18 protein-coding genes are annotated in these 24,653 nt (G+C 43.8%); 15 read left to right on the plus strand and 3 right to left on the minus strand.

The window, feature by feature from the left end; all coding sequences use genetic code 11:
- Positions 1–551 precede the first annotated feature (551 nt).
- From ASG85_RS26650 to ASG85_RS26680, 7 genes are all read left to right on the plus strand, one after another.
- Complete coding sequence (locus ASG85_RS26650; RefSeq protein ID WP_060648242.1) at positions 552–1,499, plus strand: ring-cleaving dioxygenase; 948 nt, start codon at positions 552–554, stop codon at positions 1,497–1,499.
- A 140-nt stretch (positions 1,500–1,639) separates the two neighbouring features.
- Positions 1,640–3,871 carry a helix-turn-helix domain-containing protein gene (locus ASG85_RS26655; protein WP_060648243.1) on the plus strand — a complete coding sequence of 744 codons (2,232 nt, stop codon included), beginning with the start codon at positions 1,640–1,642 and terminating at the stop codon, positions 3,869–3,871.
- A gap of 262 nt (positions 3,872–4,133) precedes the next feature.
- A complete protein-coding gene (locus ASG85_RS26660) occupies positions 4,134–5,747 on the plus strand; it encodes an extracellular solute-binding protein (RefSeq protein ID WP_060648244.1) in 1,614 nt (537 codons plus the stop codon).
- Between the two features lie 98 nt (positions 5,748–5,845).
- Positions 5,846–6,742, plus strand: a complete 897-nt coding sequence (locus tag ASG85_RS26665) for an ABC transporter permease (protein ID WP_060648245.1) — start codon at positions 5,846–5,848, stop codon at positions 6,740–6,742.
- A gap of 26 nt (positions 6,743–6,768) precedes the next feature.
- On the plus strand, positions 6,769–7,641 hold the full coding sequence (locus tag ASG85_RS26670) for a carbohydrate ABC transporter permease (RefSeq protein ID WP_060648246.1): 873 nt from the start codon (positions 6,769–6,771) through the stop codon (positions 7,639–7,641).
- A gap of 58 nt (positions 7,642–7,699) precedes the next feature.
- A complete protein-coding gene (locus ASG85_RS26675) occupies positions 7,700–9,451 on the plus strand; it encodes a hypothetical protein (RefSeq protein WP_060648247.1) in 1,752 nt (583 codons plus the stop codon).
- A gap of 10 nt (positions 9,452–9,461) precedes the next feature.
- A complete protein-coding gene (locus ASG85_RS26680; RefSeq protein WP_060648248.1) occupies positions 9,462–11,720 on the plus strand; it encodes a glycoside hydrolase family 105 protein in 2,259 nt (752 codons plus the stop codon).
- Positions 11,721–12,349: 629 nt separating this feature from the next.
- On the opposite strand, the gene ASG85_RS26685 is transcribed toward ASG85_RS26680, so the two are convergent.
- A complete protein-coding gene (locus ASG85_RS26685; protein WP_060648249.1) occupies positions 12,350–13,528 on the minus strand; it encodes an MFS transporter in 1,179 nt (392 codons plus the stop codon).
- A gap of 213 nt (positions 13,529–13,741) precedes the next feature.
- On the opposite strand from ASG85_RS26685, the gene ASG85_RS26690 reads away from it, so the two are divergent.
- The 5 genes from ASG85_RS26690 (at position 13,742) to ASG85_RS26710 (ending at position 19,479) form a co-directional block, all read left to right on the plus strand.
- Positions 13,742–14,620 carry a LysR family transcriptional regulator gene (locus ASG85_RS26690; RefSeq protein ID WP_060648250.1) on the plus strand — a complete coding sequence of 293 codons (879 nt, stop codon included), beginning with the start codon at positions 13,742–13,744 and terminating at the stop codon, positions 14,618–14,620.
- 395 nt (positions 14,621–15,015) lie between these two features.
- On the plus strand, positions 15,016–15,708 hold the full coding sequence (locus ASG85_RS26695) for a response regulator transcription factor (protein ID WP_060648251.1): 693 nt from the start codon (positions 15,016–15,018) through the stop codon (positions 15,706–15,708).
- A gap of 13 nt (positions 15,709–15,721) precedes the next feature.
- Complete coding sequence (locus ASG85_RS26700) at positions 15,722–16,720, plus strand: sensor histidine kinase (RefSeq protein ID WP_060648252.1); 999 nt, start codon at positions 15,722–15,724, stop codon at positions 16,718–16,720.
- Between the two features lie 154 nt (positions 16,721–16,874).
- A complete protein-coding gene (locus ASG85_RS26705; RefSeq protein WP_060648253.1) occupies positions 16,875–17,630 on the plus strand; it encodes an ABC transporter ATP-binding protein in 756 nt (251 codons plus the stop codon).
- Positions 17,620–19,479 (plus strand): ABC transporter permease, encoded by a 1,860-nt coding sequence (locus ASG85_RS26710; protein WP_060648254.1) that lies wholly within the window; start codon positions 17,620–17,622, stop codon positions 19,477–19,479. Before ASG85_RS26705 ends, ASG85_RS26710 begins: the two co-directional genes overlap by 11 nt.
- Before the next feature lie 221 nt (positions 19,480–19,700).
- Here the strand turns inward: ASG85_RS26710 and ASG85_RS26715 are convergent, their stop codons facing one another.
- Positions 19,701–20,570 (minus strand): AraC family transcriptional regulator, encoded by an 870-nt coding sequence (locus ASG85_RS26715; protein ID WP_060648255.1) that lies wholly within the window; start codon positions 20,568–20,570, stop codon positions 19,701–19,703.
- 138 nt (positions 20,571–20,708) lie between these two features.
- Here ASG85_RS26715 and ASG85_RS26720 point away from each other — a divergent pair, with 138 nt between their 5' ends.
- A complete protein-coding gene (locus ASG85_RS26720; RefSeq protein ID WP_057307346.1) occupies positions 20,709–21,482 on the plus strand; it encodes a phytanoyl-CoA dioxygenase family protein in 774 nt (257 codons plus the stop codon).
- Positions 21,483–21,524: 42 nt separating this feature from the next.
- On the opposite strand, the gene ASG85_RS26725 is transcribed toward ASG85_RS26720, so the two are convergent.
- Positions 21,525–21,716, minus strand: coding sequence for a hypothetical protein (locus ASG85_RS26725; protein ID WP_060648256.1), 192 nt, complete (start codon positions 21,714–21,716; stop codon positions 21,525–21,527).
- Between the two features lie 155 nt (positions 21,717–21,871).
- Here ASG85_RS26725 and ASG85_RS26730 point away from each other — a divergent pair, with 155 nt between their 5' ends.
- On the plus strand, positions 21,872–23,446 hold the full coding sequence (locus tag ASG85_RS26730; RefSeq protein ID WP_060648257.1) for a phytoene desaturase family protein: 1,575 nt from the start codon (positions 21,872–21,874) through the stop codon (positions 23,444–23,446).
- A gap of 91 nt (positions 23,447–23,537) precedes the next feature.
- The gene (locus ASG85_RS26735; RefSeq protein ID WP_060648258.1) at positions 23,538–24,293 is read left to right on the plus strand and encodes a DUF975 family protein; all 756 of its coding nucleotides are present in this window, start codon (positions 23,538–23,540) and stop codon (positions 24,291–24,293) included.
- Positions 24,294–24,653: the final 360 nt, after the last annotated feature.

A 24,653-nucleotide genomic window follows, 5' to 3' on the forward strand; every position in this document is an offset into this window, starting at 1 on the left:
CAACAACGGATATTGCCAAAGAGCACGGAGGCGCATACGGATTAGGTATCATCTATTCGCAAGACATGTTTGGCGGTAAAGAAGGACATTAATCGAAAAGCTAGTGAAAATTCACGAAGCAGATTTTTGCTTCGTGAATTTTTTCATCAGGTCAAATCGATAGGTCTCTTTGCTAAGAGAAGTAAGTATAAGCCTGAATTATTGGAAGGAAATAAAGCATATGATACAGCGACAAAAAGCGAAATTTGACGCGATGATTAGTGCCGGTATCTTTAATGGCGTGTAATTATGGACGACAAAGCTAACGGCTATGCGCTCCCTTATATCAAAGCGTTGAAAGCTGCTGGCGTGACTGACGGTTATGGGAAGGCACATATAACCCAGCGGGTAAAGTAACCAAAGAACAACTGGCCGCAGTGCTACGCTGCCTAAAGATGGCTCCTAAATTGGTCGGGAGTTAGGGGGGGTAAACTTAAGATTTTAGAATAAAAAATGGATGATTATCAACAAGCAGGAGAAAATAAACTTAGCTTATTTAAGGAGGCATTTTAATGTCTAAACAAACGACTGGTATTCATCATATCACTGCATTTGCAGGTCATCCTCAGGCTAACGTCGATTTTTACGCTGGAGTCCTTGGACTACGATTAGTGAAAAAAACAATCAACTTTGATGCTCCTGATGTGTACCACTTGTACTTTGGAAACGAAATTGGAAGTCCGGGCACTATTATCACATTTTTCCCTTCAGCAGGATCGCAAAAAGGCAATATTGGCGGTGGCCAAGTCGGTATTACAACCTATATAGTTCCGATAGGTTCGCTTAGCTTTTGGGAAAGCCGGCTCAACAAATTTGGCATCTCATTTACTAGAGTGAACCGATTTAATGAAGATTATCTTCAGTTTACTGACAATGATGGGCTGCGACTTGAACTCGTTGAACGAAAAGATGGGACAAATAACACATGGACATTCGATGGTATTACTCCTGGAAAAGCCATAAAAGGTTTCGGAGGGGTCGTTCTTTTTAGTGTAAATGCAGAGAGTACAATGGAAACGTTGCAGAATGTTCTTGGCCTGAAAAAAGTTGGAGAAAATGAGGAGTTTGCTCGTTTCCAGACCACTGGAGAGATCGGCAACATCATTGACGTTCCACTAGCAAACATGGATTGGGGAATTGGTGGGTCTGGTACGGTTCATCATATTGCTTGGCGTGCGAACGATTTTGATGATCATGATGAGTGGCAAAAGGAAGTTACACGCAAAGGATTCCAACCAACACAAGTCATTGACCGTCAATATTTTAATGCCATCTACTTCCGGGAAAAAGGCGGAATTCTTTTTGAAATCGCGACAGATCCACCGGGGTTCGCTAATGATGAATCAGCTGAAACGTTAGGCGAGAAATTAATGCTGCCTGAGTGGTATGAGAAGCATCGTGACCAAATTGAAGCCAATCTATTGCCGATTAAAGTGAGAGAACTTGAGGTAAAGACATGAGGCACTTTTTCATTGACTCCGATAAAACTAGTTTGGTAAGCTAGTAAAAAATCACGAAGCAAGTTTTTACTTCGTGATTTTTTTCATCAACGCAAAAAGGAAGGTATTGATATTACGGAGTCAGAAGGAGGACGACTTAAATGAATACGTTTTCGAGAAAATTTTTGTTAATATACATGCCGATCTTCCTTCTGACGGTAACGGTGCTCATTTTCATGTCATTTCTTATTGTTAACGATATCTCTAGAAATGAAACTTCCAAAGCCAATCATATCTCGACAAGTTATATTGTGGACACCGTTGATCGCACGATGAGTGAAATGGAGATGAAGGTTTTGCAAGAGCTGGAACTGGAGAACTCCTATACCGATTTTCTTTATCCGTCCGCTGATGCAAGGTCGAACGAACGTTATTATGATGTAGTAAACAATATGAATACCTTAACAAACAATTACAGCTTAATTGATTCCATTTATATTTATCGCAAGCAAGGTGACATTGTGCTTACACAGAGCGGACTTGTCGAGCTTAACGCTTTCGCTGACGCGAACTTCCTTCGCCAAAAGCTGAAGGAGCCCGAAAGCCGTGGCTGGAGTAAGGTCCGCGATTATTCGGAAGCGAATGCGACAAATCCAGTGCCCGTTATTTCCCTCAGCAGATCCTTGCCAATTCCATTTGGCAAGGACGGGATGATGGTTATTAATATTAACAAGTACAGGCTAGAAAGAATGATCAACGACCTTATTAGCGGGAACGTTACTTATCTTGACGTATATGATGAAAGCGGTAACCAGGTGTTTGAATTCTTGGGTAGCGGTTATTTGAAGAAGGGCAAAGTGCTAACAACCATTCATGCGAAACACCTGAACTGGACATTTCAAAGCGGTATTCAGGCTGGGCAGCTATTTTCTTGGGTATCCTTAATCTCTTATATATGGATTGTAATTGGGATCTCCACCATTATTGGTGCTATGGTTTTTATCTTTTATATAACAAGGCGAAATTATCGGCCTATTACGATGATGATGAACCGTTTGCGATTTCTCCAACTACCAATTACAGACGCGAAGCTCACTTTAAAGGATGATCTTACAGTGATCAGTTACGCATTGGATAATCTGATTGAGCAGACCACTGATTATGAGAAGGAGCGTCGAAGTAATGAACATGTCCTTAGCAGACAGCTATTTCGCGGTTTAATAGAAGGCGAACGTATGGAGGACCTAAGCGAACGTATCGAGAGAATGAGGCCCTTTGCCGGTGATGCCAAGTCTAAAGGATTCACCGTTTTTATCGTCGAATTGAACCGCTATGGTCAATTTCAACAGAATTTCTCCCTCTCTGATCAAAATATTCTGAAATACGCAGTGATGAACGTATTGAATGAAATCATTAATGACCATCATATGAGCGGCTGGTTCGATTGGATAAGCAGTGATAAACTGGGAACGATAGTTAGTATGAAAGAGGATATTCCCGACAAAACTGTACTCAGAGCCGTTGGTGAAAAGTGTCACAGTTGGATAAATGAACATCTGCGCATTTCATTAACGATGGGGATCGGAATCGTCGTGACGGAACCGGCAGAGATTTACTTATCGTATCAGGCTGCCGACTCAGCCCTCCATCATAAGCTGTCTCTTGGGCAAGAAGCCGTAGTCATGAGCGAGGAGCTGCCTGAACAATCACACTTTCATAGCTATCAATATTTTCAGTCCATGTCCCAGTTCGTTAGGGAGTTCCGATTGGCGGGAGATGGCTGGCGGTTAAGGCTGGATGCCATTTTTCAGTCTTTTATAAATGATAATTTAAGAAATGAAGAAATTCACCTGCAGCTTGAAACCTTGATGAAGATACTGGAACGGGAGGTCGGAGAGTTATCTGACACCTTAGCAAACAGGTTTAAGGGACAGCAGTGGGATGAGATGTGGACATCCGTCGTGCAGGCCTCCAGTCTTCATGAAGTTCAGAAGATTGTATCGGATTGGTTGACGGAGTTATTCCAGACTTATGTATCGGTGAACGAATCCAAGAGCTACAGGGCCTTGATTGAGGAAATCAAAAAGTACATTGAGAATAATTATGCCAACCCAGATCTGTCATTGAAGCATCTGAGCGACCAGTTCCAAATTTCCGGAAAGTATGCCAGCTACTTATTCAAAGAAGAATTCAATACGAAATTCGTTGATTTTCTTGTACATCTCCGGATGAATAGGGCAGAGTCGTTGCTTGAAAACACCAACGATACGATTCAGGATATCGCCATGGACGTGGGATATGCCAACGCTATCACTTTCGGCAGAGTTTTCAAGAAGGTTGTTGGTGTAACGCCTGGGGATTTCCGCAAACTGAAAAATACAGAGAAAAAATAAAAAAAGGTGCTTATTCCCCAGAGTGATGGTTCATTCTGAGCGGAATAAGCTTTTTTTTGACCGCGAATGGCTTTTTGGTTTATCGGGAAAAAAGTTTATTCACGCCTTCTTTGAGTTTCCAACGGTTGAAGTTTATCATGTGAAACTAGTTTATTGTCGAAGTCAGCATAAAAGCGCAATAATGTGTTCCAGAGGCAGTTCCACAACGGGATCGGCTTCGGAGCTCTAAAAAAATTTAAAAAGTGGGTAAGGTGAGGCATTCATGCAAGAAAGAAAAACGAAGAAGTTCGCTGTACTAAGTCTTTCCATGTTATTTGCAGGCATGACCGTATTGACCGCTTGTTCTTCTGATAAGAAAGAGCAGGCAGGCCAGAGCGCAGCTCCGGCAAGCAGCGGTGCGCCAGCCAAAGCCGGCAACCTGAAAGTAGAGCTTTGGGATCGCGGCAATCCGCCGGATGGAGTCACGATTACGAACTCGTTCCTAACCAACTATGTTAAAGAAAATTTCGGCAAGCCGAACAATATTAATGTTGAGTTTGTTCCGGTTCTGCGAAGTGAGGAAGTACCCAAACTTAATGTTTTGATGGCTAGCAATACGGATGTTCCTGATCTCGTGATCACATACGATAAAGGTACTTTTAGTAAATATGCGACTCAAGGCGGTTTAACAGAGGTTACAGATTTGTTGAAGCAATACGGCCCGAATGTCACCAAACTCCTTGGACCTGAAATTTTGAGCGTTGGTCAATACAAAGGGAAGCAGTATGCGATTCCGGCGAAGCGAGCGGAAACAGGCAAGTATGCGTCTTTCATTCGTCAAGACTGGCTGGATAAATTGAATCTCCAGGCTCCGAAAACGACCGATGAACTTTATAACGTATTAAAAGCATTTAAAGAAAAAGATCCGGGACAAACAGGAGGCAAAGTGATTCCTCTTGGCATGAGTATTGCCCCTGCCCAGTACGAGCCTATTATCTGGTCCTTTATCGGTAATATGAGCGATCAAGAGCGCTTCGAGAAAACGCAAATTCGTGAAATTCCGATGCTGGATCCAGGTTTCAAGGAAGCCATCCGGTTTATGAACAAGCTGTACAACGAAGGCTTGATGAGCCCGGACTTCGCTTTGGATAGTAAAAAGGAAACATTGACTAAAGCTATTTCCAACGGCAAAGTTGGTTTCTTCAGTGAGGATACCATCAACATTTTCTACAACGATGGGACTTACGATGCTCTGAAGAAGAACGTCCCTTCTGCGTTACTGACTCCAGTGGATGCCTACACCAATAAAGACGGTAAACACGCTAAGCCGCTCGATGCTCCGAACGGTATGTACATCATGATTCCGAAGTCGAGCAAAAATGCCGTCGAAGCCGTTAAATATCTGGATTGGATGGCGACGGGCGACAATCTGTTAACCATGCTTAAAGGGGTTAAGGGCCAGAACTACAATCTGGATGCTAATGGAATTCCGGCTGTGATCGAGAACATGGATGATAAAGTTAAAAACAACACGTTCAGCGGCGGCGATATGGGTATTCTCGCTAACGGTCTTGTTCTTGATACACAAGAGAGAACTGACGCGGCATTTATTAAGAACTTCCCAGAAAGATATCAAAGCGATGTTAAAAAAGTGCTTAAATTCGCTGTCACAGACGGGATTAAACAGATTGTTTCTCCAAGTCCGATTGAAGCGGAAAACAAATACGGAACAACATTGAGTGCGAAAGAGGAAGAACTGATTGTGAAAGCAACGATGGCTAAGCCAGATAAATTCGACTCCGTATTTGACTCAATGATGAGTGGATACATGTCCAGCGGCGGTCAAGCTATTGCTGACGAACGCAAAGCAGCATGGAAGGAAATGCAAACAAAGTAACCGAAGGTTAAGCCCGCGGTTGCACCAAATCAAAGGAGCGTGAATCAGGCGCTCCTTTGATTTTAATAGACTGGGTGTAAGGGGAGGAAGCAGCGAATATGAACGTATACCTTCGACGATACTGGCAGCTGTATGCCTTAGTCGCATTGCCGATTGTTTACTTTTTCATCTTTAAATATGGACCGATGTATGGCGCACAAATTGCATTTAAGGATTTCAATTTTTTCAAAGGGATTAACGGAAGTGATTGGATAGGTTTTGAGGCATTTCGGGAAGTATTCAAAAATCCTGATTTTGTTATAGCGCTTCGTAATACGTTTATGCTGAATTTGCTTGATCTTCTGGTATCTTTTCCGGCACCGATTATTTTGGCTATCATCCTGTTTGAAATAAAGGTCGTATGGTTTAAGAAGCTTTCCCAAACGATTTTATATATTCCCCATTTTATATCCTGGGTTATTATTGGTGGTATCGTTTACCAAGTTTTCGGCAATGAATCCGGCATGATTAATAACATACTCACCGGTATGGGCTATCCATCCATCCCGTTTCTATCGGATAAAAATTACTGGCTGATCACCTATTTATTAACGGGGGTATGGCAAAGCGCCGGGTGGGGAACGATTCTATATCTGGCAGCCCTAACAGGAATCAACAAGGAATTATTTGAAGCAGCCGAGGTTGACGGAGCGGGAAGGATGAAGCGCATCTGGCATATCACGCTGCCGGGAATTAAAACAACCGTGGCAACGCTGCTTATTCTTAATCTAGGCAATATGGTATCCATCGGCTTTGACAGACCGTATATTATTGGAAATCTGATCGTCCGTGATTATTCGGAAGTTTTGAGTACGTTCGTGTATCGAGTCGGACTTGAATCCGGACAGTATACACTGGCGACCGTTGTCGGATTATTTCAGGCCGTCGTAGGGCTGATTTTCTTGATTGGCGCTAACTTCGCTTCCAAAAAGTTGACTGGTGACGGCATTATTTAAGTGAGCTGTAGAGGGGAGTCAGTACGATGAATGAACGGGCAGTAAACCGAGTATATGATACAGTTTTTATTGCATGTATAGCAGTTAGCGTAGTGCTCTGTCTTATTCCTTTTATCCATATTATTGCGGTATCTTTGAGCGGAACAACACCTATTACATCCGGTAAAGTTTCCTTATGGCCGCTTGAAGCGAACTTGGAATCGTACAAGAAAGTGTTTACGAATATGTCGATGATTCGTTCTTTGGGCTTTACGATCTTCTTGACGGCGCTAAGTACGGTATTAAGCATGATCATGACCATCGCCGCCGCGTACCCTTTATCGAAGAAAGAGCTTAAGGGTCGTCAAGTCCTTATGGTGATCATCATTTTTACCATGTTTTTTAGCGGAGGCATGATTCCGGAATATATTTTAATGCGCAGCCTGAATCTGCTGAACACCGTATGGTCTTTAGTGCTTCCCGGTTTAGTCAGTGCATTTAATCTAATCATTCTCATTTCTTTCTTTAATGGCATCCCTAAGGCATTGGAAGAATCTGCGGAAATAGACGGATGCAGCTACTTCGGCATGCTGTGGCGGATTACCTTACGCTTGTCCATGCCGGCGCTGGCCACACTGAGCCTTTTTTACGCGGTGGGAAGATGGAACGGATTTCAAGATGCTTTAATGTATATTACGAAGCAGGAGCTCTATCCGCTTCAATTGAAGCTTTATCAGATGATACAGAACAGTCAGGTCAACGACCTGATGAGACTGGAAGGCAGCCAAATGCAGTTGGTTGTGCCAGAAAGCTTAAAGGCCGCTACTGTCATATTCTCTACAGTTCCGATTCTCATTGTATACCCTTGGCTGCAGCGCTATTTTGTTTCCGGAGTCATGCTGGGCGCGGTTAAAGAGTAAAGGGGGAGAATAGCACCACAAACAGGATTCACTTCTAAAAAGAAAGAGGGTAAACCGTATGGTCTATCATAAGCTAGTGAAGATTAACGATCAATGGGTGAAAGAGGCGTTCGATCGTCAGGTGCTGGATAACGAAAGCCGCTATTTCGGAGGCGTTGTTGATCTGGCAACAGGGATCCCTTGGCCCAGTCATACGAATTCTCTAATGATTATGGGTTTATGGGCAGCTGCCCTAATCAATCCGGATTCTGCTTATTATCACGACAGCGTCCTGTTGAAACGACTGATGAAACTGACGCGTTTTATGTTGAAATTCCAGCATGATGACGGTACCATTTCACCAGGCTGGACCAACTATCATTCGCCCCCTGACACAGCCTTCAACGTGGTAGGACTGTCCCAAATCTACAAGCTGCTCTCATTAAGCGAGTGGCAGCCAGCTGTGTCCGTTGCTGCCGATGTTCATCGTTTTCTGGAGCGGACGATTCCTGCCCTGCTGACAGGCGGCATTCATACGCCTAATCATCGTTGGGTGATCTGCTCAGCCCTCGGTTCCTTATACGATATCTTTGGCATTGAAGCGCTCAAAGAACGCGCCTCGGAATGGTTGTCCGAAGGGTTGGACATCACTCCGGACGGAGAATGGACGGAGCGCAGCAACGGTATTTATAACGCTGTCAGCGACATTAATCTTTACTATGCCGCTCGGTACCTGGACCGTCCGGAGCTGCTCGAGAGTGTGCGAGCTAATCTGAGGATGATGATGTATTTGGTTCACCCTGACGGCGAGATCGTGACGGACTATTCGGGACGTCAAGATTTTGGTCAAAAGTTCACGCTTGCCGACTATTATTCCATTTATCAGCTCATGGCGGTACATGACCGGGATCCTTTGTTTGCGGCCATGGCCAGCTTGGCCGGCGAAGCTATTACCCATCCCGGCGCCCTTCCGAACAACGCCATGCTGAACCTTTTGCTTCATCCGGCTTTGCGGGAGAGCTCGGTGCAACCGGCGGAGCTTCCTACCGAATATCGTAAAATCATCAATGGCGATTTCAATCGCTCCCTGTACTTATCCAAAATGGAGCAAGCCGGTCATAACGGAAAAATCTCGCATAGCAGCTTTCACCCGGAATTCGGCGCCCCGGTGGCTAGACACCGGAGCGGCAAAACCAGTGCGACCGTTATGACGGAGGCCACCTCTTTCTTTGCGTTACGGCACGGCCAAGCTAGGCTGCTAGGCGTTCAAGTAGGCTCTAACTTTGAGCCAGGCACGATCAAATTCAAGGAGCTGCAGGAGCATAATGGCGCATACCATTTGAAGGCGCAAGAGAAAAAGGGCTATTATGGCCCAATCCCGCAGGCGCAGCTTCCAGAAGATGCATCGGAAAATCTAAGCCCGTGGTACCTGCTTCCGCATCACAAACGGTCCATGACCCATGAACAGACACATGAGACCTTCGTTGAAGCGGCAGAGACCAAGGAAGCATGGACTCTTCGTGTTCGGTCAGACAAGCCGGCGGATGTGTTAACACAGGTTGTCTTTCTCTTCGGAGCGGAAGGGACGCTGCATACCGATGGCTGTGAGCCCGTCGGTGAAGATAAAATGATGTGGCGTAATGGCAGCGTCAGATACGAGAATAATGGAGATTGGATAGAAATAAAGGGTGCTGCTTCTGAGCATTCGTCAACAGTCATCCGCAATATGGTTTATCCGAGGGGCTGTCAGATGCTTCTTGTCAATCTGATTACACCGATCGATCATACATTCAATATTCGGGTTTCACCGAATTCTGCTTCGAATGGTTAGGAGAGATAACATGACTGTTTATTTTCAAGAACAAGAAAGCGCCCATTACCGCTTTGGCGACAATGACGCCGAAATCCTGAAGGTTCTGGCACAGCGGTACATAGGGGCCAATCCGCAGGCTGGGTTTGTCTACCGTACATTTCATCAATCAGGCGTGCTGCAAAATAAGGAAGGTCTATTTGAAATCGACCTAAGCCAGCGGTTTCCAAGCGCCAAGCCAGGGCAATGGGCCTATGGTGCAGGCGTTGTTTGGAGCGATGAAGAGCGAAATCTGGATATCATCATCCGCTGCCTGGGTCCGGTCCGCTTTTTTTTTAACGGTAGTTTAACCTATCGCTCCAATGTCATAGACGAGATGAGTCCGGACGCAAGCGTGAAGCTGAATGTCACCTTTACAAAAGGCTGGAACACCTTGTTCATCAAAATGAAGCATACACCAGCCGGCTTTGGCTGTTTGATCGGATCGGACGAAGCGAAGGTCCGCATACTGAATGTACTGGCTCCGTTTAAGGAAAGACAGGGAAAGGCGGGATGGGTATTCTCCGCACCCGTCGACAAGGATGTTGTGCCAGATGAAACCAAGCTGCCCGATCTGTTTTCTTTCGAACAGAACAGCGGATTAAGCTGGTTTCCCGAGTGCCAGTGGAACGAGGAAGAACGTGAGCTTCCTTCTTTAGAAAGAATGTATGGCCGCCAGTCGGGCAAGCTTGCTTTTGCTTGGACCCGTTTTCGTCAGCATTTAGCCGGAAGCCATCCTGTGAATATGGTTATCACTTCTTTGGGACCCATTACGGTATGGATTAACGGAAAAGAGACGGTGAAAGAAAATAAGGCCGGCCATTATGCTCTTGAGCTTCCGTTATTTAACGGAGTATACGATTTGCTTGTGAAAAGTATTTGCGGTGAAGGCGTTTGGGAGTATACGTTAACGGCTTCCATAGGCGGCGCTCCCATTGATCTATATGCTCCCCATCAAGTGCATGGATCAGGAGATGCGGCCTGGCTGTATGTCGGACCGTTCCAAGCGGAGGCGGAACCCGAGCTAAGTGACTTGCAGCGAACAGACCGTTTGTATGCGACAACAAGAGAAGTAAAGGGAAAGGCAGACTACGCTTACTGGAGGCTGGACCTTCCTCATGCTTGGATTCGTCCCTATTATGAGAACTCTATGCTGAGCAACAAATGGACAGTAGGCACAATGACCAATTATGCCCGTTGGGATTATCCGCTCGGTGTTACGATTTACGGGTTGCTTCAAACAGGACGTTTTCTCCATAGACCGGACATGATTCGTTATGCCACGGAACACGTTCAAGCATGTACGGATATGTTCGAGTATTCTCTCTGGGACGCTGAGCAATATGGCTTTCCCGCTATCAACCAGCAGCTGGTTATGATGAAAATGCTCGACAACTGCGGTTCCTTCGGCTCAGCTATGCTTGAAGCCTACCGGGAATGCGGCGATAACGCCTTTTTACCTGTGGCCTCTCGGATCGCGGACTTTATGCTGAACAAGCTGGAACGTCGTGAGGACGGAGCGTTTTACCGAACGTGTCCAGGGGAATATTCAGCGGATACCATGTGGGCCGATGATTTATACATGAGTACGCCGTTCTTGCGCCGTTACGCTGAAATATCGGGTGATGCCCGTGCGCTAGATGAAGCGGCAAAGCAGTTTTTACGATTTAGAAATTATTTATTCATGCCGGAGCAGCGGATTATGTCCCATGTTTATGATTTTAAGTATGGGCGTGCAACAGGCATACCATGGGGCCGCGGAAACGGTTGGGTTTTGTTCTCCTTGACGGAGGTTTTGGAAGTTTTGCCGGAGACGCACGAAGACCGACCGGCGCTGCTCGAATTTTTTAATGAGCTGTGTGAAGGCTATTTAGTCCTGCAATCGGACAGTGGTCTATGGCATCAGGTGTTGAATGCTTCCGAAACCTATTTGGAAGCGTCGTGCACTGCGATGTTTGCCTATGCTTTTGCTCGGGGCGTCCGTTTTTCTTGGCTTCGCGAACCAAATCGTTATGCGGAGGCTGCCATTTTAGCTTGGAACGGTCTAAGCCGAATAGCCATAGACCGCCAAGGCAACGTACACGGTGTGTGCAGCGGCTCTAGATATGCGTTTCATCCCGAATATTACAATGAGGATCTTCGTACGGTAACCAATGATAATCATGGAATTGGCATTATGATGCTGGCCGGAACTGAAGTCGCGAAATTGAAGGGGTACTTGTATAATTTTGAAACAAAAGTGTTTTCTTGATACAGTAAAGGGCAAAATCTGAATAATTATGAAACAAAACAAACGGAGTCACGCGGGTTTGCGGGCTCCGTTTTATAATTATTTATGAAACATCACACGAGGCGTGTTAATTTTTTAGGATCTTCTTCACCGTTTGCAATGGCATTAAGCATGTCCTTAGATGAGACCCCCATAATATCTGAAACCACAAAGCCTAGTTTAATCAAGACGATTAGACTGCGTGGATACAAATGGAATGGGGTTTTTGAACTTGATTTCTTTTATGAAAATGGTCTGCAACCAATTATTAAATGTATATTTGATATTTCTACTAGATCCATAGTGGCGCATGAAATAATAAATAGATTTGAGCCAGGTTCCAGTAACAGCCAAGCCTAGGACTCTCTTAATTATTATGTAATATAAATAGATTGCTTAATATAAGAGAATTTGAAAAGCAAACACCCCGTAGCTTATTTAATAAGTTAAGGAATGTTTTGCGTGTATTTGTGGATTTAGTTTGAAGGAACAGTATTCATTTTTATGTATAGAGTTTACATTTTGTGAATGCTGATAGTCTCAACAATTATGAAAATTTAGATTAATTTGAACAACTCAGTTCATTCATTTTCTCACTCGTAGAAATCTTTTTAAGAGGCGGACTTTCTTGCTTGTGCACCAAGGAGACGTCGCGACAACAGCAAGGCAAAAGCCAGAAAAGCTAATACGATAAAACTAAACATCAGGAAATAGCCACCCATATGGTAGAATAGACTGCCAACGATCGGGCTACAAGCCATTCCCATATAGCGAAAAAAGTTATAAGCACCGACGGCGGTCGCACGGTTTTTCGTGAAAGCGCCCGTTAGCAGTGTCGTCTGCACGGGGAGCGAGAGCCCGAGGAATAACCCGAAGCAGATAATACCGGCCAACAACAAAGTTATTGAAATCGAGTAGAAGAACATGAAAAACAACACCGAAGACACATTTAGAAAAGTAGTCAGAACGATGACCTTTTTTCCGTCTATCCGTGCTTGGATTTTGCCACCGAAGAAGCTGCCGACCACGATGCAAAGGGACATCGGCAGAAATACGAGTCCCTTTTGCTCGGCCGACAAGCCGTAACGTTCGCTTAAGATGTTCGGCAGAAATACAAGAAAATTGTAAAACACGTAATATTGAATTAACCCAAGATAAATAACCGACGACCCGATCCGATTCTGTAGTATCGTTGCGAAATCCCGCAGTTGAAAGCGGGTGGCCTCGCCGCTGTCGGGCTTAGTTTCCTTCAGATAAAGGTAGTTGAGGATCAGCACAAGCATACCTGTAGCTGCAAGAGCGAGAAACACGGATTGAAAATTGAACAAACCGCTGAGGAAGCCGCCGATGACCGGCCCGAGCACAGGGCCTAATGAAACCATCATTTGAAATGTCCCCATAGCTTGGCCGCGTTCTTTTCCATCGAACAAGTCGCTGATGACTGTAACGGCAACGACTGATCCCGCAGCGATTCCGATCGCCTGCAACGCTCGGAAGACCAGCAGAAGCCCTATACTTTCGGAGAAAAAACACCCAACCGAAGCGATAACATACAGCGAAATCCCGAAAAGAATGACTTTGCGGCGGCCCTTCGAGTCAGTGAGCGGACCATAGATCACCTGCATGATGGCAAGAAATAAGGTAAACACCGAAATCGTCAAGTTTACGACGAATGAGGTGGTGTGGAGTTGACTGGCAACCTCGGGTAACACCGGGGTGTAAATGGTTTGCGTGAACGGCCCAAGAAATGCGGCAAACGCCACAATATAAACAACGAATTTACGATTCATGATGTGTAATCCTTTCTATGAAGTCTGTCCTATTTACTATTCAATAGTATCCCTAGACCAACTGAAATCATTAACCACCTGTTGGCGAGCACTCATTTTTGGTCCCCCACCCCCAAAGCGTCTTATTGTCATCGTACTTGAAATCGATTATTTATTCCAACGCATTTCATGCTATAATCTCATTGACTTGAAGGAATGAACGGAGAGTGCGAAATGGAACTTCTTCAACTGCAATATTTTCTCGCGGTAGCTCGTTTGGAACATGTGACCGAAGCTGCACGAATTCTGCACGTTACTCAATCGTCACTAAGCAAAACGATTCAACGCTTGGAGGAGGATCTAGGGGTCCCTCTATTCGATCGAATAGGTAGGAAGCTGCGATTAAATGAGTTCGGAAGCAGATTCCTTCGACGTGCAGAAAGGGCTTTGTTTGAATTGGAACAGGGGAAGCTGGAGCTTAGCGATTTATCCAGCCCGGATCATGGTACACTAGAATTGGGGGTGACCACCGCTAGCATATTACCAAATATCCTTCGAGAGTTTCGGAAAAAGCGGCCTTATATTCAATTTCATGTGCAAATGCTGACCACGCAGGAAATGGTTACGCTTCTTGATAGAGGAGAGGTTGATTTTTGCTTGTCCTCACCTCCTATAGAAGGGGATGACATCGAATGTCAAATCGTGTTTATCGACCCAATCCTTGTAGCTGTTCCAAAGGGGCATCGACTGGCAGATCGAAGCAGCGTATCCTTGACAGAGCTAAAGGATGAATGGTTTGTAGGAGTAAAGAAAGGCTACGGTACTCGCGATTTAATGGACTCTGTATGCAAATCGGTTGGATTTGTACCTAAATATGTGTATGAGGGGGATGAACCTGCAAGGCTTATCACTCTTGTGGAAGCCGAAATTGGCATAGCCTTCATACCAAGCACGGCAAGGAATTCACGGGAACAAATCATATATCTCCAAGTAGAAACTCACGAAGTGGTACGGGAGATAGCTTTATTATGGCACAGGAGTCGATATATTTCGCGGGCTGCTCTGGAATTCCGTGAGGTAGTTGTAGAATATTTTGGGGCGATATCCAAATAGACAATTTAATCCCATATATAAGCGAAATAAAATTTTTGGGCACACTCAGTTTATGGGTTTATTGAAGTAACGGTGAACGATAGTTGAATAAAAACCCAGGACGAGGCTGCCGATTTGATCGGTAGCCTTCATTACGTTAACGGGCAGTTTAGTTCTATGAAACAAAGACCCCGTAGGAATGCGGGGTCTTTGTATTGCAATTCTCACTTATTTTGAAAAATCACAGGGGTGTTGGTGTTGTTGTGGGTGGAGTCATAATTATTGAGAATATTCAAAGTGGGGAAAGAAGGCAGGATCTTATGATTGTTAAGTCGATTGGTTAAAATGATATTATGGGAGTGATATTGTTTTACGAGCAATCCAATATCAGTGTACCTAAGGAGGCGGCGTTTGTAATGAAATATACGATTTATATTATTGAAGATGATATATCAATAAGTCGTCTACTTAAAGAACATATTGAAAAATATGGACTTTCAGCAACAGTTGCGGAAAACTTTGAAAGCATAATGGAAGAATTTCATCTACTAAAACCTCATCTCGTCCTGCTAGATGTTAATTTGCCCAAGTTTGATGGATTTTATTGGTGCAGGAGGATAAGAGAAACATCCAAGGTTCCTATACTTTTTATATCTGCAAGAGAGAGCGGGATTGATCAAGTGAGAGCTCTTGAAAACGGTGCGGATGACTATATTACGAAACCATTCTCTTATGAGGTAGTGATGGCCAAAATAAACAGCCATATCAGACGGGTCTTTGGGGATTATGCCCATTCTATAGGCGAGCGTGTAATCGAATTGGAAGGATTAAATTTATACCCGGAAAGATTAGATCTGCAGTTTCAAGGAAAGACTGCCATACTGACTAAGAAAGAAGCAATTTTGCTCGAAAGTCTGATTAAGACCTACCCTAAGGTGGTTAACCGAAACTATCTCTTGGAACAAATGTGGGATCACTCCGATTTTGTTGAAGAGAACACTCTCAACGTAAATGTCACAAGGTTAAGAAAAAAACTGCAAGACCTTGATATTGAGAATGGGATCGAAACGATAAGAGGCACGGGCTACAAATTAAACAAGAGCTGGTAGGAGGTGATGTCATATGAGTTTATTTTTAAAGGAGTACAAGGGTTATATCGTTTTTTATTATTTTTCCGTAATTTTAACCACTTTTTATTGTGTCCTTGCGAGCGGTTTCCCATTTTTAGATGTTTTATATGTTTTCTTTTTCAATTCTTTTATTCTTCTTGTTTTTTTAGGCTGGAAATATGTAAAGACTCAAGACGTCTATGTATTACTTAAGAGTAACTTCGATGCCATCGAAGAATCCTCCTTGGATCAAGGAGATTCCTTCTGGGGCCGCCATATATCTGCTCTATTAAAGCAGCAATACCGATTATACGAAAGGAACATGCAACAAATTAACAAAAACCATCAAGAGCATTTAACCTTTATCAATCAATGGGTGCATCAAATGAAAACGCCGCTATCGGTCATCCGGCTTCAGCTTGAAGCACACGCAGGCGAACCTTATGCACACGGTATGAGCGAAGAGGTTTATAAAATGGAAAAGGGCCTGAATATGGCCTTATATTATGCGCGGATCGATGCTTTTGAAAGAGACTTTGTTATCGAAAGGACACGCTTAAAGCCGTTAATTCTGGACAGCATCAGCCAAGAAAAAAAGCTGTTCATTAAAAATAATATGTTGCCTAAAGCAGACGTCGACGACACCATTGAGGTTTACACCGATGTAAAATGGATAAAATTTGTAATCGAGCAATTAATAACAAACGGCATCAAATATTCCAAGGGAAAAGGTAAATATTTAACTATTTCCGCCTATAAAACAGAAGATCATGCTGTGCTAGAAGTCGTAGATGAGGGCATGGGCATACATCCTAAGGATATTAGGAGAGTTTTTCATCCTTTCTTTACCGGTGAAAACGGAAGAATCTTGGGAGAATCTACGGGAATGGGTCTGTATCTTGCTAAGAAGATATGCGAAAACTTAAATCATAAGATTTATATTCAATCCGAAGTGAACCGAGGTACAAAAGTCAGCATTCTGTTTGAACATATCCAAACGGATCATAACTAATACCATCAAGAACGTGCCGTATTCCTAAAGCATGTTCTTTTTGCTTACTACCAACCTTACAACAATGTAAGAATCGAGTAAGAAAGATGAATCGCTTAAGGGGATGCAACGAAGTACTATGATAAATGTAAACCAAACAAAAAGGAGTCGTTGAATGGACATGTTAACAGTCAGTCATATAAGTAAAACGTACGGCAAAGAAGTGATGTATCATGCTTTAAATCAAATAAGCTTTTCCATTGAACCCGGAGAATTTGTCGGAGTGATGGGACCATCGGGCAGCGGCAAGACTACGTTGTTAAATATGATCTCTACGGTCGATCAACCCACAACAGGAGACATTCTGATTAAAGGCCTCAATCCGTTACATTTGAAGGGAGATAAACTAGCTCTCTTTAGACGCAGGGAGCTTGGTTTTGTATTTCAAGATTATAATTTACTCGATACTTTAACCATAGGGGAGAATGCGGTTTTGCCCCTTACCTTGGATCGGATCTCGGTTACAGAGCAAGATAGAAGACTGCACAGTATCGCCAAAACTCTGCACATAGAACATCTGCTGGGCAAAAGAACCTATGAAATCTCTGGAGGAGAAGCTCAAAGAACGGCTATTGCCAGAGCCATCATCCATAATCCCTCTCTCCTCTTGGCAGATGAACCAACCGGAAATTTGGACTCCAAATCAGCAAGAACCGTCATGGAAATGTTTGAGAAGATCAATAAAGAACAGCAGTTGACCACGATTATGGTGACGCATGACCCTGTGGCAGCCAGTTATTGCAGCCGGATCATATTTATTAAAGACGGCACCATCTATAATGAAATTCATAGCGGAGGGAGCAGGCTGCTGTTCTATCAACAGATCATCGATGTACTTTCGCTTTTAGGAGGAGCTGCTCATGGAGTTTAAACAGTTTGCGACGAGAAATGTCCTGCGCAACGGAAAGGCCTATTTCGCTTATTTCTTAAGTACAATTATATCCGTTACCTTATTTTTCTCTCTGACTACGTTTATTCTTCACCCCGATATAGGAACATTCAAATCCTATATCAAGGTATCCCTTTTGGGTGCGGAAATTATTGCTTATTTATTTTTGTTTTTCTTTGTCTTTTATTCCATCAGTGTATTATTAAAAAAGAGGTATAAGGAATTCGGCATCCTATATATGCTCGGCACATCGAAGAGCCAGCTTCTCAAGATGATCTCCATTGAAAATATGATTATCAGTGTCGCGGCAACTATCGGCGGCATCATTACGGGCCTAGTGTTCTCCAAACTATTTTTGACGATCATCGAGAAGCTGCTGAGGCTCCCTTCCTTGCCGTTTTATTTTCCGATAAAAGCGATTCTCATTACGCTAATATGCTTCTTGCTGCTTGGCATGTTCGTCTCATTATTCACATCATGGATCGTAAAGGAGAAAGATATCTTACGCCTGTTGAAAGCAACGAAGGCTTCTAAGTCCGCTCCTAAATTTTCACAACTTATTGCTGTCTTTAGCTTCCTTCTACTAATTGCCGGATATGTATTTTCATTTGTTACAATAAAAGGAAATCTGGAGATATATATTTTAATAATTATCGGCATGGTCGTTATTGCCACTTATTTGTTATTTTCGCAGTTCAGCGTTTTTGCGATCGCATTATTAAAGAAGAACAGGTTCTATTATTTAAGAAACACCAATCTGATCTGGATATCCAATATGTTCTATCGAATACGTGACAATGCCAGCATGTTTTTCATCATTACCATCACATCTACAGCTGCTGTAATATTGAGCGGAGCCTCCTATGCCTATTGGACGAATACATTAAATAATATAGAAGAGCGACATCCGATGGCTTTTACTTATCAAACTTTCGGTAAGAATCCATCCGCCGCTGAGGAGATTCGGTTTATTGAAGATCAGTTAAAGAAAAACCATTTCCCATATGAAAAAATAGTTGTAGACATTAAATATCTTATCCAAGAGGACGGGTCTGGTTTACCCTTAATGAAAGCAAGCGTTTATAATCAATTCGCCAAGCAATTAAACTTGAAAACCGTGTCTATCCGTGAACAAGAAGCCATTAAAATCGTCCCCCCTGAGGAAAATGACGGCATAAATCGCCTAGAAATTGAAGGAAATAGCATCCAAATAACAGAAGACATACGTGTAAAGCTATTGCAGGATCAATTTCATGCGATATATGTCGTTGCCGATCAGCTATTTGACCGCATTGAAGTCGCAGAAGAAGCCCAGCCCCAGTATGCGTTTCAAGTCAAGGATTGGTCCGGTACTTATGTCGTCTATGACGAATATGAGAAGAAATATGGAGATAATCAGACTGCACTATTTTTGTCTAAATCCCATATTTATGAAACTGAAAAAAGAGCATACGGCACGATTATGTTCTTATCGATATTCTTAGGCATTATCTTCTTCGTGGCTTCAGGAAGCTTTATCTACAACAAATTTTACATGGATCAGGAATCCGATAAACAGAAATATAAGCAATTGCATAAAATCGGTGTAACGTTTAAAGAAATGAAAAAAGTTGTTTCGATCGAAATTGGCGTATTGTTCTTGTTTCCGTACATCGTGGCAACGATTCATTCCGCCGTTGCTTTAGGAGTGCTGCAAAGGCTATTTAAAGTAGAAGTCGGCGCAGCCGCGGTTACCGTTATGGGTATCTTCTTGCTCCTTCAGATCGTTTATTTCTTGTTCATTAGAAGGAATTATTTGAATGTGATAAAAAAGCATCTCACCAACAGCTGAAGCAGGTTTATATTAAAAGGCATTCAATAGGAGTAATTGGATGCCTTTTTTGCTGCTTGTTTTATTTTGCTACTTTGATGATGAATCCTGAAGCAGGTCAATGAAGTGGGTCATCTTTCCAAAATTCAACACAGCAGCATGCATTTCGCTAATCATTTATTTGTACCCAAGCAGACAAAACGCTTGAGTTTTTACTTCTTGAAGGCTCTGTTGAATAGAGCTCACAAACGATTCTTCTCCTGCTGTCGGAATTTGCCTGGTGGCAGCTTCTTCTCTTCCATAAAAGTACGAGAAAAATAATGGACAGAAGAAAAGCCGGTGACTTCGGCAATTTCTTTAATTGAAAGCTCACTTGTCAGAAGCAAGTGGGCTGCTTGGCGTATGCGTTCACTTCGAATGAAATCGGTGAAAGTCTCATGTATGCCCTCAGAGAACAAGCGGGATAGATGACGTTCTGAGACGTTGAGATAACCAGCAACATGTCCAAGATGAAGCGGCTGGGATAAGTTATCACGGATATAAAGCTTGGCGCGCTGCAGCAGAATATGTGTATTTTTACGGTGAAAGTAAGGTTTAGTCATGTCTTTTCCGAATAATGAAAGAAAGGATACTAGAAGTGCGTAGGCAAGCGAGGGAATCGCAGCAGCCGGCAAGCTCCCTTTCCCTTCTTGAATCAAAAGTGACTTCCACAAGTGGGCAGTTGGGTGATTGTCAGCTTCATGAATGCAAACCTCGGCATGCTCAGCTAGATCGCTGAAGGCTTCACGCATCGTATCGTCGCTCAGTGTTTCATCTAATTCGAATGCGACATAAACTATTAATAAGCCCTCTTTCGTACGAATTTGATGATTAATCCCCGGTCTCGAACAAAAGTGTGTACCTGCCCTGAGTGGATAGACAACACCTTTTTCCGTATACTCACCCTCACCATTAATGATATAACAAACCTCAAAGAAAGAATGCTTATGGGGCTGATTATCGAACAGGCAAGGGTTAACTCCCCAATATTGAATTTTGAAGCAAGCAGCGGGTCCGTGAATGACGTTTAGGACTTCATTAAGCATTGAATCGGTTTCTTTACATAGATACATCGGCTTCATCCTTATATTTAAATGTCCTTATTCTGCAAAAAGGTGTCCTTATGAGAAAAAGACAGAATCCATTGGTTTTCCTATAATTATAAATAAGAAAGCGAATAAATATCAATGAGATAAATGGAGGAATGGCCTGTGATCGAACAAAAAGATGTAGATTTTTATAAAGAAAATGGGTATTTGCTCGTTAAGGGAGTTTTCAATCAACAGGAAGTTGAAGAAATGAGACAAGGTGTAGAGGGGATCATTAGCCGTGCTGCACAATCAAAGGCTGATCATAATTCCCAATGGCAGGGGGACTTTCTTCCGGCAGCGGAGCTGAAAAAGCTTGTCTTAAAAGGCTTTCATGATGTGCATTATCACGATGCCGCGTTTATGCGAGCCGTGATTCATCCGAATATGACTGCTGTGCTGACGCAGATTATTGGTCCAAACGTACAGCTGCACCATTCCAAAATGCTTGTTAAACCGCCAGAGAATGGCGCAGCTTTCCCGATGCATCAAGATTACCCTTATTTTCCGCACGAAAAGCATTCCATGCTAGCTGCAAGTGTACATCTGGATCATGCCGATGAGGAGAACGGCTGCCTGCGTGTCATTCCGGGTTCGCACCGCACTGGCTCCTTGCCACATGTAGGCTCTTATTATTTGAATCATAAGGAATATCCGATTAAAGAGGGGACGCCTTGCGTAGCAGAAGCGGGTGATGTTCTGTTCTTCAATTACTTGACCATTCACGGCTCAGAGTCGAATAAGAGCTCTAGAACAAGAAGGAATGTATTGTTCCAATACCGTGAAGCCAGTGATTTTCCGACCGAAAATACGCATTTTGACTGGGGAATGGGTCTGATGGTTAGCGGGAAGAATCCGAATTTCACGAAGGTGAAACCTGATTTTAAAATCATCTAATAGAAGGAAGTAGGAGGCGCCCTAGGGTGGCCTCTTTTTTTCTCATTGCTTCTGTTTGGAGTCCGCTTTTGGTTGAAAGTTCATACAGGGCTTGCCAGAGGAAGAAAGTACACGAAGACTGGGCATTGTCTGTGTTTTGAAGCCGTATGCTTTGCAGCCTCTAGGGAAATTGGCATCCCATGTAATATAGAAATGTTCGCATTTCATGCAGTTGATACGTTGTGATTCCGTCATATCTGTCCCTCTTATTTTAAGATAAATCTATTATAACGTATTAAAATAGCGAATGGATAATAGGATTGAATCTGTCGACAAGAAGAGGCAAACCTCTCACAGCTATTGGGTTAGTATTATCCATGATGGAAGTTACTGTGAGGAGGGAATGGGAGTTGAAATCGTTCGATGTCATCCTAATTGGGAGTGGCCACAATGCTTTAATTACGGCTGCCTATTTAACACGCGCCGGGAGGAGCGTACTCGTTCTGGAGAAAAATGATCGTCCAGGCGGTTTCCTGCGTACAGAGGAGCTTACTTTACCGGGGTTCAAACATGATGTTTATGCAGCGGCACACCCTCTTCTATTGACAGGTCCGGCCTATGCAGATCTCGGCGAAGCTCTTGAGGCTCGCGGGTTACGCTACTTAAACACGGACTTGCCAACGGGAGTCTCCATGGAGGACGGGCAAACGGCTGTATTCTCACGATCGTTCGAGGCGTTAATTGCAGAAGCAGAGCGCCTTGCTCCTGGAGATGGAGCAGCCTTATCGGCCATGTTCGAGGCATTCAATCCTTATGCAGCGGATGTTTTTGCATTATTTAATCTGGATCTATCGCGCTCCAAAGCCTCAACTATCATTGAGAAATTATTACATAATAAGGGAAGTAAAGGCTACTCCGAATTTGCGGCATCCATCTTCTCAACCGCTCGCAACACCGTAAGTTCCTTTCAATCACCTGTACTCCGAGCTATGTTGGCACCGTGGGTATCTCATCTTGGGCGTACGCCTGATGAAGTAGGCAGCGGGATTTGGGTGCCTCTTACAGCAATGGCTTTAATGGGAGGGGGAATGCCAATTCCCGAGGGTGGAAGCGAAAAACTTGCTCAAGCACTTGCCAAGCTCATTCAGGACCAAGGCGGTATCATCCTCACGGAACAGGAAGCGGAACGAATTATAGTGAAAAACGGACGTGCAGTTGGTGTGCGAACTTCGAAGGGAGAGGAGTATCGGGCGAAGCAAGCCGTCGTTGCGTCAACAAGTCCAGATCGACTATATCTCTCACTTTTGTCTGATGCTGAGATTAGTCCTCCGCTGCGTGAACAGGCGAAGCGGTTCCGCTATGGCAGGGGTTGTGTGCAGATCCATCTCGCTCTGAGTGAACCGCCGCAATGGCCAGATGCTCGGTTTGCCAAGGTCGGTCAGCCGCATTTAACGGATGGGCTGGATGGTTTCACACAGGCTATTGCACAAGGAATGGCGGATTTGCTTCCAGCCAAGCCAACTTTCACCGTGGATTGTTCCACGAATCTGGATCCGTCTCGTGCACCAGAAGGAAAGGCTATCATGCGTATTCAGGTGCTCGAGGTACCATGTCGTCCTCGCGGCGATGCCGCTGGTCTTATCGATGTTGGTGATGGCAGTTGGACACCGGAGTTAACAGAGCGTTTCACTGAGCGAGTACTTTCGATTGTAGGCAAGCATATCCCTAATATCCCGAGTGCCATTATTGGCCATGCCGTTGTTACGCCAGACACGATTGCCAGATTCAATCCTAATTCTGGTCCAGGTGATCCTTATGGCGGAGCACATGATTTGGCGCAAAGCTACCTGTTTCGTCCCCTACCGGGGCAGCCGAGTCATCAAACAGAAATTTCAAACGTATATATGTTGGGTGCGGCAACTTGGCCAGGGCACGGGATCAATGGAGGCTCGGGTTATATCGTCGCGCAAAAGCTGTTGAAATAAAAGGAATAGCAGAGTTCCTGAGGGTATATCGCTTTTCTGATATATGCTGCACGATAGGTGGTAAATATAGTAAGTATAGGGGGGCGGTAACTTGTATTGGACGCGTAGAGATTTAAAGATCAGAGCCAAGAACGTTCTGAGGACATCGTATTGGAAAGCTTTTTTGGTTAGTTTGGTACTGGCCGTGGTTAGTGGCGGGGTATCAAGCTGCTCATATAATTCGGGTGGAAGTACATCGATGAGTCTTCCTGGGTTTAGCGGCGGAATGGGTGATGTCTCCGACGGAGCAGGTCTTGCTATTATCCTTATCATTGCCTTCTTGGCAGTCGTGATTGGACTAGTGGCGTTAGCTTTTAATATCTTCGTTGTATCTCCGCTAAAAGTGAGCGTACAGCAATATTTTAAACAAGCTGCACAAGATGATGTAAACATGAACTATCTCGTTTATTCGTTTACGAAAGGCAATTACTTTGCAATTGTTAAAGGTATGTTTTGGAGCGGCCTACTTAACTTCTTATGGTTTTTGCTGCTCATTATTCCAGGTATCGTGAAGTCGTATGCATACAGCATGACACCTTATATTTTGGCGGACAATCCTGGGATTGGGATGAAGAGAGCTGTTGATCTCAGCAAACAAATGACAAGCGGGCAGAAGTGGAAGATGTTTGTGTTGGATCTTTCCTTTATTGGTTGGTTTATTCTAGGAACGATAGCACTGGGAATAGGTGTTTTATTCGTACTGCCTTACTATAACTCAACCAAAGCGGAGCTTTACTTGGTCCTTCGTAGGCAGGCGTTGCATGATGGGATAAGCAGCAGCGCGGAGTTGAATTTGCCTTATGTTTAAAAAGAGACACTTGTGAGCGAGTTAGCAAAAAGGAGCCTGCCGATGAAATCGACAGGCTCTTTTTTTGTATCTCCAAAAATAAAATTCCTCTTCAAGAGCGTCTAAAGTACCTAGGAGAGAAATATGTGTTCCAAGAGCAGCACTTGAGCTTGAGCGGTTAATAGGATTAAATCCATTGGAGGAAATCCAATGAAATTCAACATGCTATTCGTGAATACATGATTCCATTGGACACTATGCAATGGGATTTTCTCTTATGAACTTCTGTCAAGAAAGTAGACACAACTTTATGAAGCCTGAAGTTGCTTGTAGTAGTTTTTTTCGAACCAATACGGGGACTTATTGCCTAATGTAGAATGG

Source organism: Paenibacillus sp. Soil724D2 (genome assembly GCF_001427935.1).
Classification (GTDB): Bacteria; Bacillota; Bacilli; order Paenibacillales; family NBRC-103111; genus Paenibacillus_E.

Coding starts and splice junctions, on each gene's coding strand:
- ASG85_RS26650 (WP_060648242.1), top strand. CDS start 552: ATGTCTAAACAAACGACTGGTATTCATCATATCACTGCATTTGCAGGT.
- ASG85_RS26655 (WP_060648243.1), top strand. CDS start 1,640: ATGAATACGTTTTCGAGAAAATTTTTGTTAATATACATGCCGATCTTC.
- ASG85_RS26660 (WP_060648244.1), top strand. CDS start 4,134: ATGCAAGAAAGAAAAACGAAGAAGTTCGCTGTACTAAGTCTTTCCATG.
- ASG85_RS26665 (WP_060648245.1), top strand. CDS start 5,846: ATGAACGTATACCTTCGACGATACTGGCAGCTGTATGCCTTAGTCGCA.
- ASG85_RS26670 (WP_060648246.1), top strand. CDS start 6,769: ATGAATGAACGGGCAGTAAACCGAGTATATGATACAGTTTTTATTGCA.
- ASG85_RS26675 (WP_060648247.1), top strand. CDS start 7,700: ATGGTCTATCATAAGCTAGTGAAGATTAACGATCAATGGGTGAAAGAG.
- ASG85_RS26680 (WP_060648248.1), top strand. CDS start 9,462: ATGACTGTTTATTTTCAAGAACAAGAAAGCGCCCATTACCGCTTTGGC.
- ASG85_RS26685 (WP_060648249.1), bottom strand. CDS start 13,528: ATGAATCGTAAATTCGTTGTTTATATTGTGGCGTTTGCCGCATTTCTT.
- ASG85_RS26690 (WP_060648250.1), top strand. CDS start 13,742: ATGGAACTTCTTCAACTGCAATATTTTCTCGCGGTAGCTCGTTTGGAA.
- ASG85_RS26695 (WP_060648251.1), top strand. CDS start 15,016: ATGAAATATACGATTTATATTATTGAAGATGATATATCAATAAGTCGT.
- ASG85_RS26700 (WP_060648252.1), top strand. CDS start 15,722: ATGAGTTTATTTTTAAAGGAGTACAAGGGTTATATCGTTTTTTATTAT.
- ASG85_RS26705 (WP_060648253.1), top strand. CDS start 16,875: ATGGACATGTTAACAGTCAGTCATATAAGTAAAACGTACGGCAAAGAA.
- ASG85_RS26710 (WP_060648254.1), top strand. CDS start 17,620: ATGGAGTTTAAACAGTTTGCGACGAGAAATGTCCTGCGCAACGGAAAG.
- ASG85_RS26715 (WP_060648255.1), bottom strand. CDS start 20,570: ATGTATCTATGTAAAGAAACCGATTCAATGCTTAATGAAGTCCTAAAC.
- ASG85_RS26725 (WP_060648256.1), bottom strand. CDS start 21,716: ATGACGGAATCACAACGTATCAACTGCATGAAATGCGAACATTTCTAT.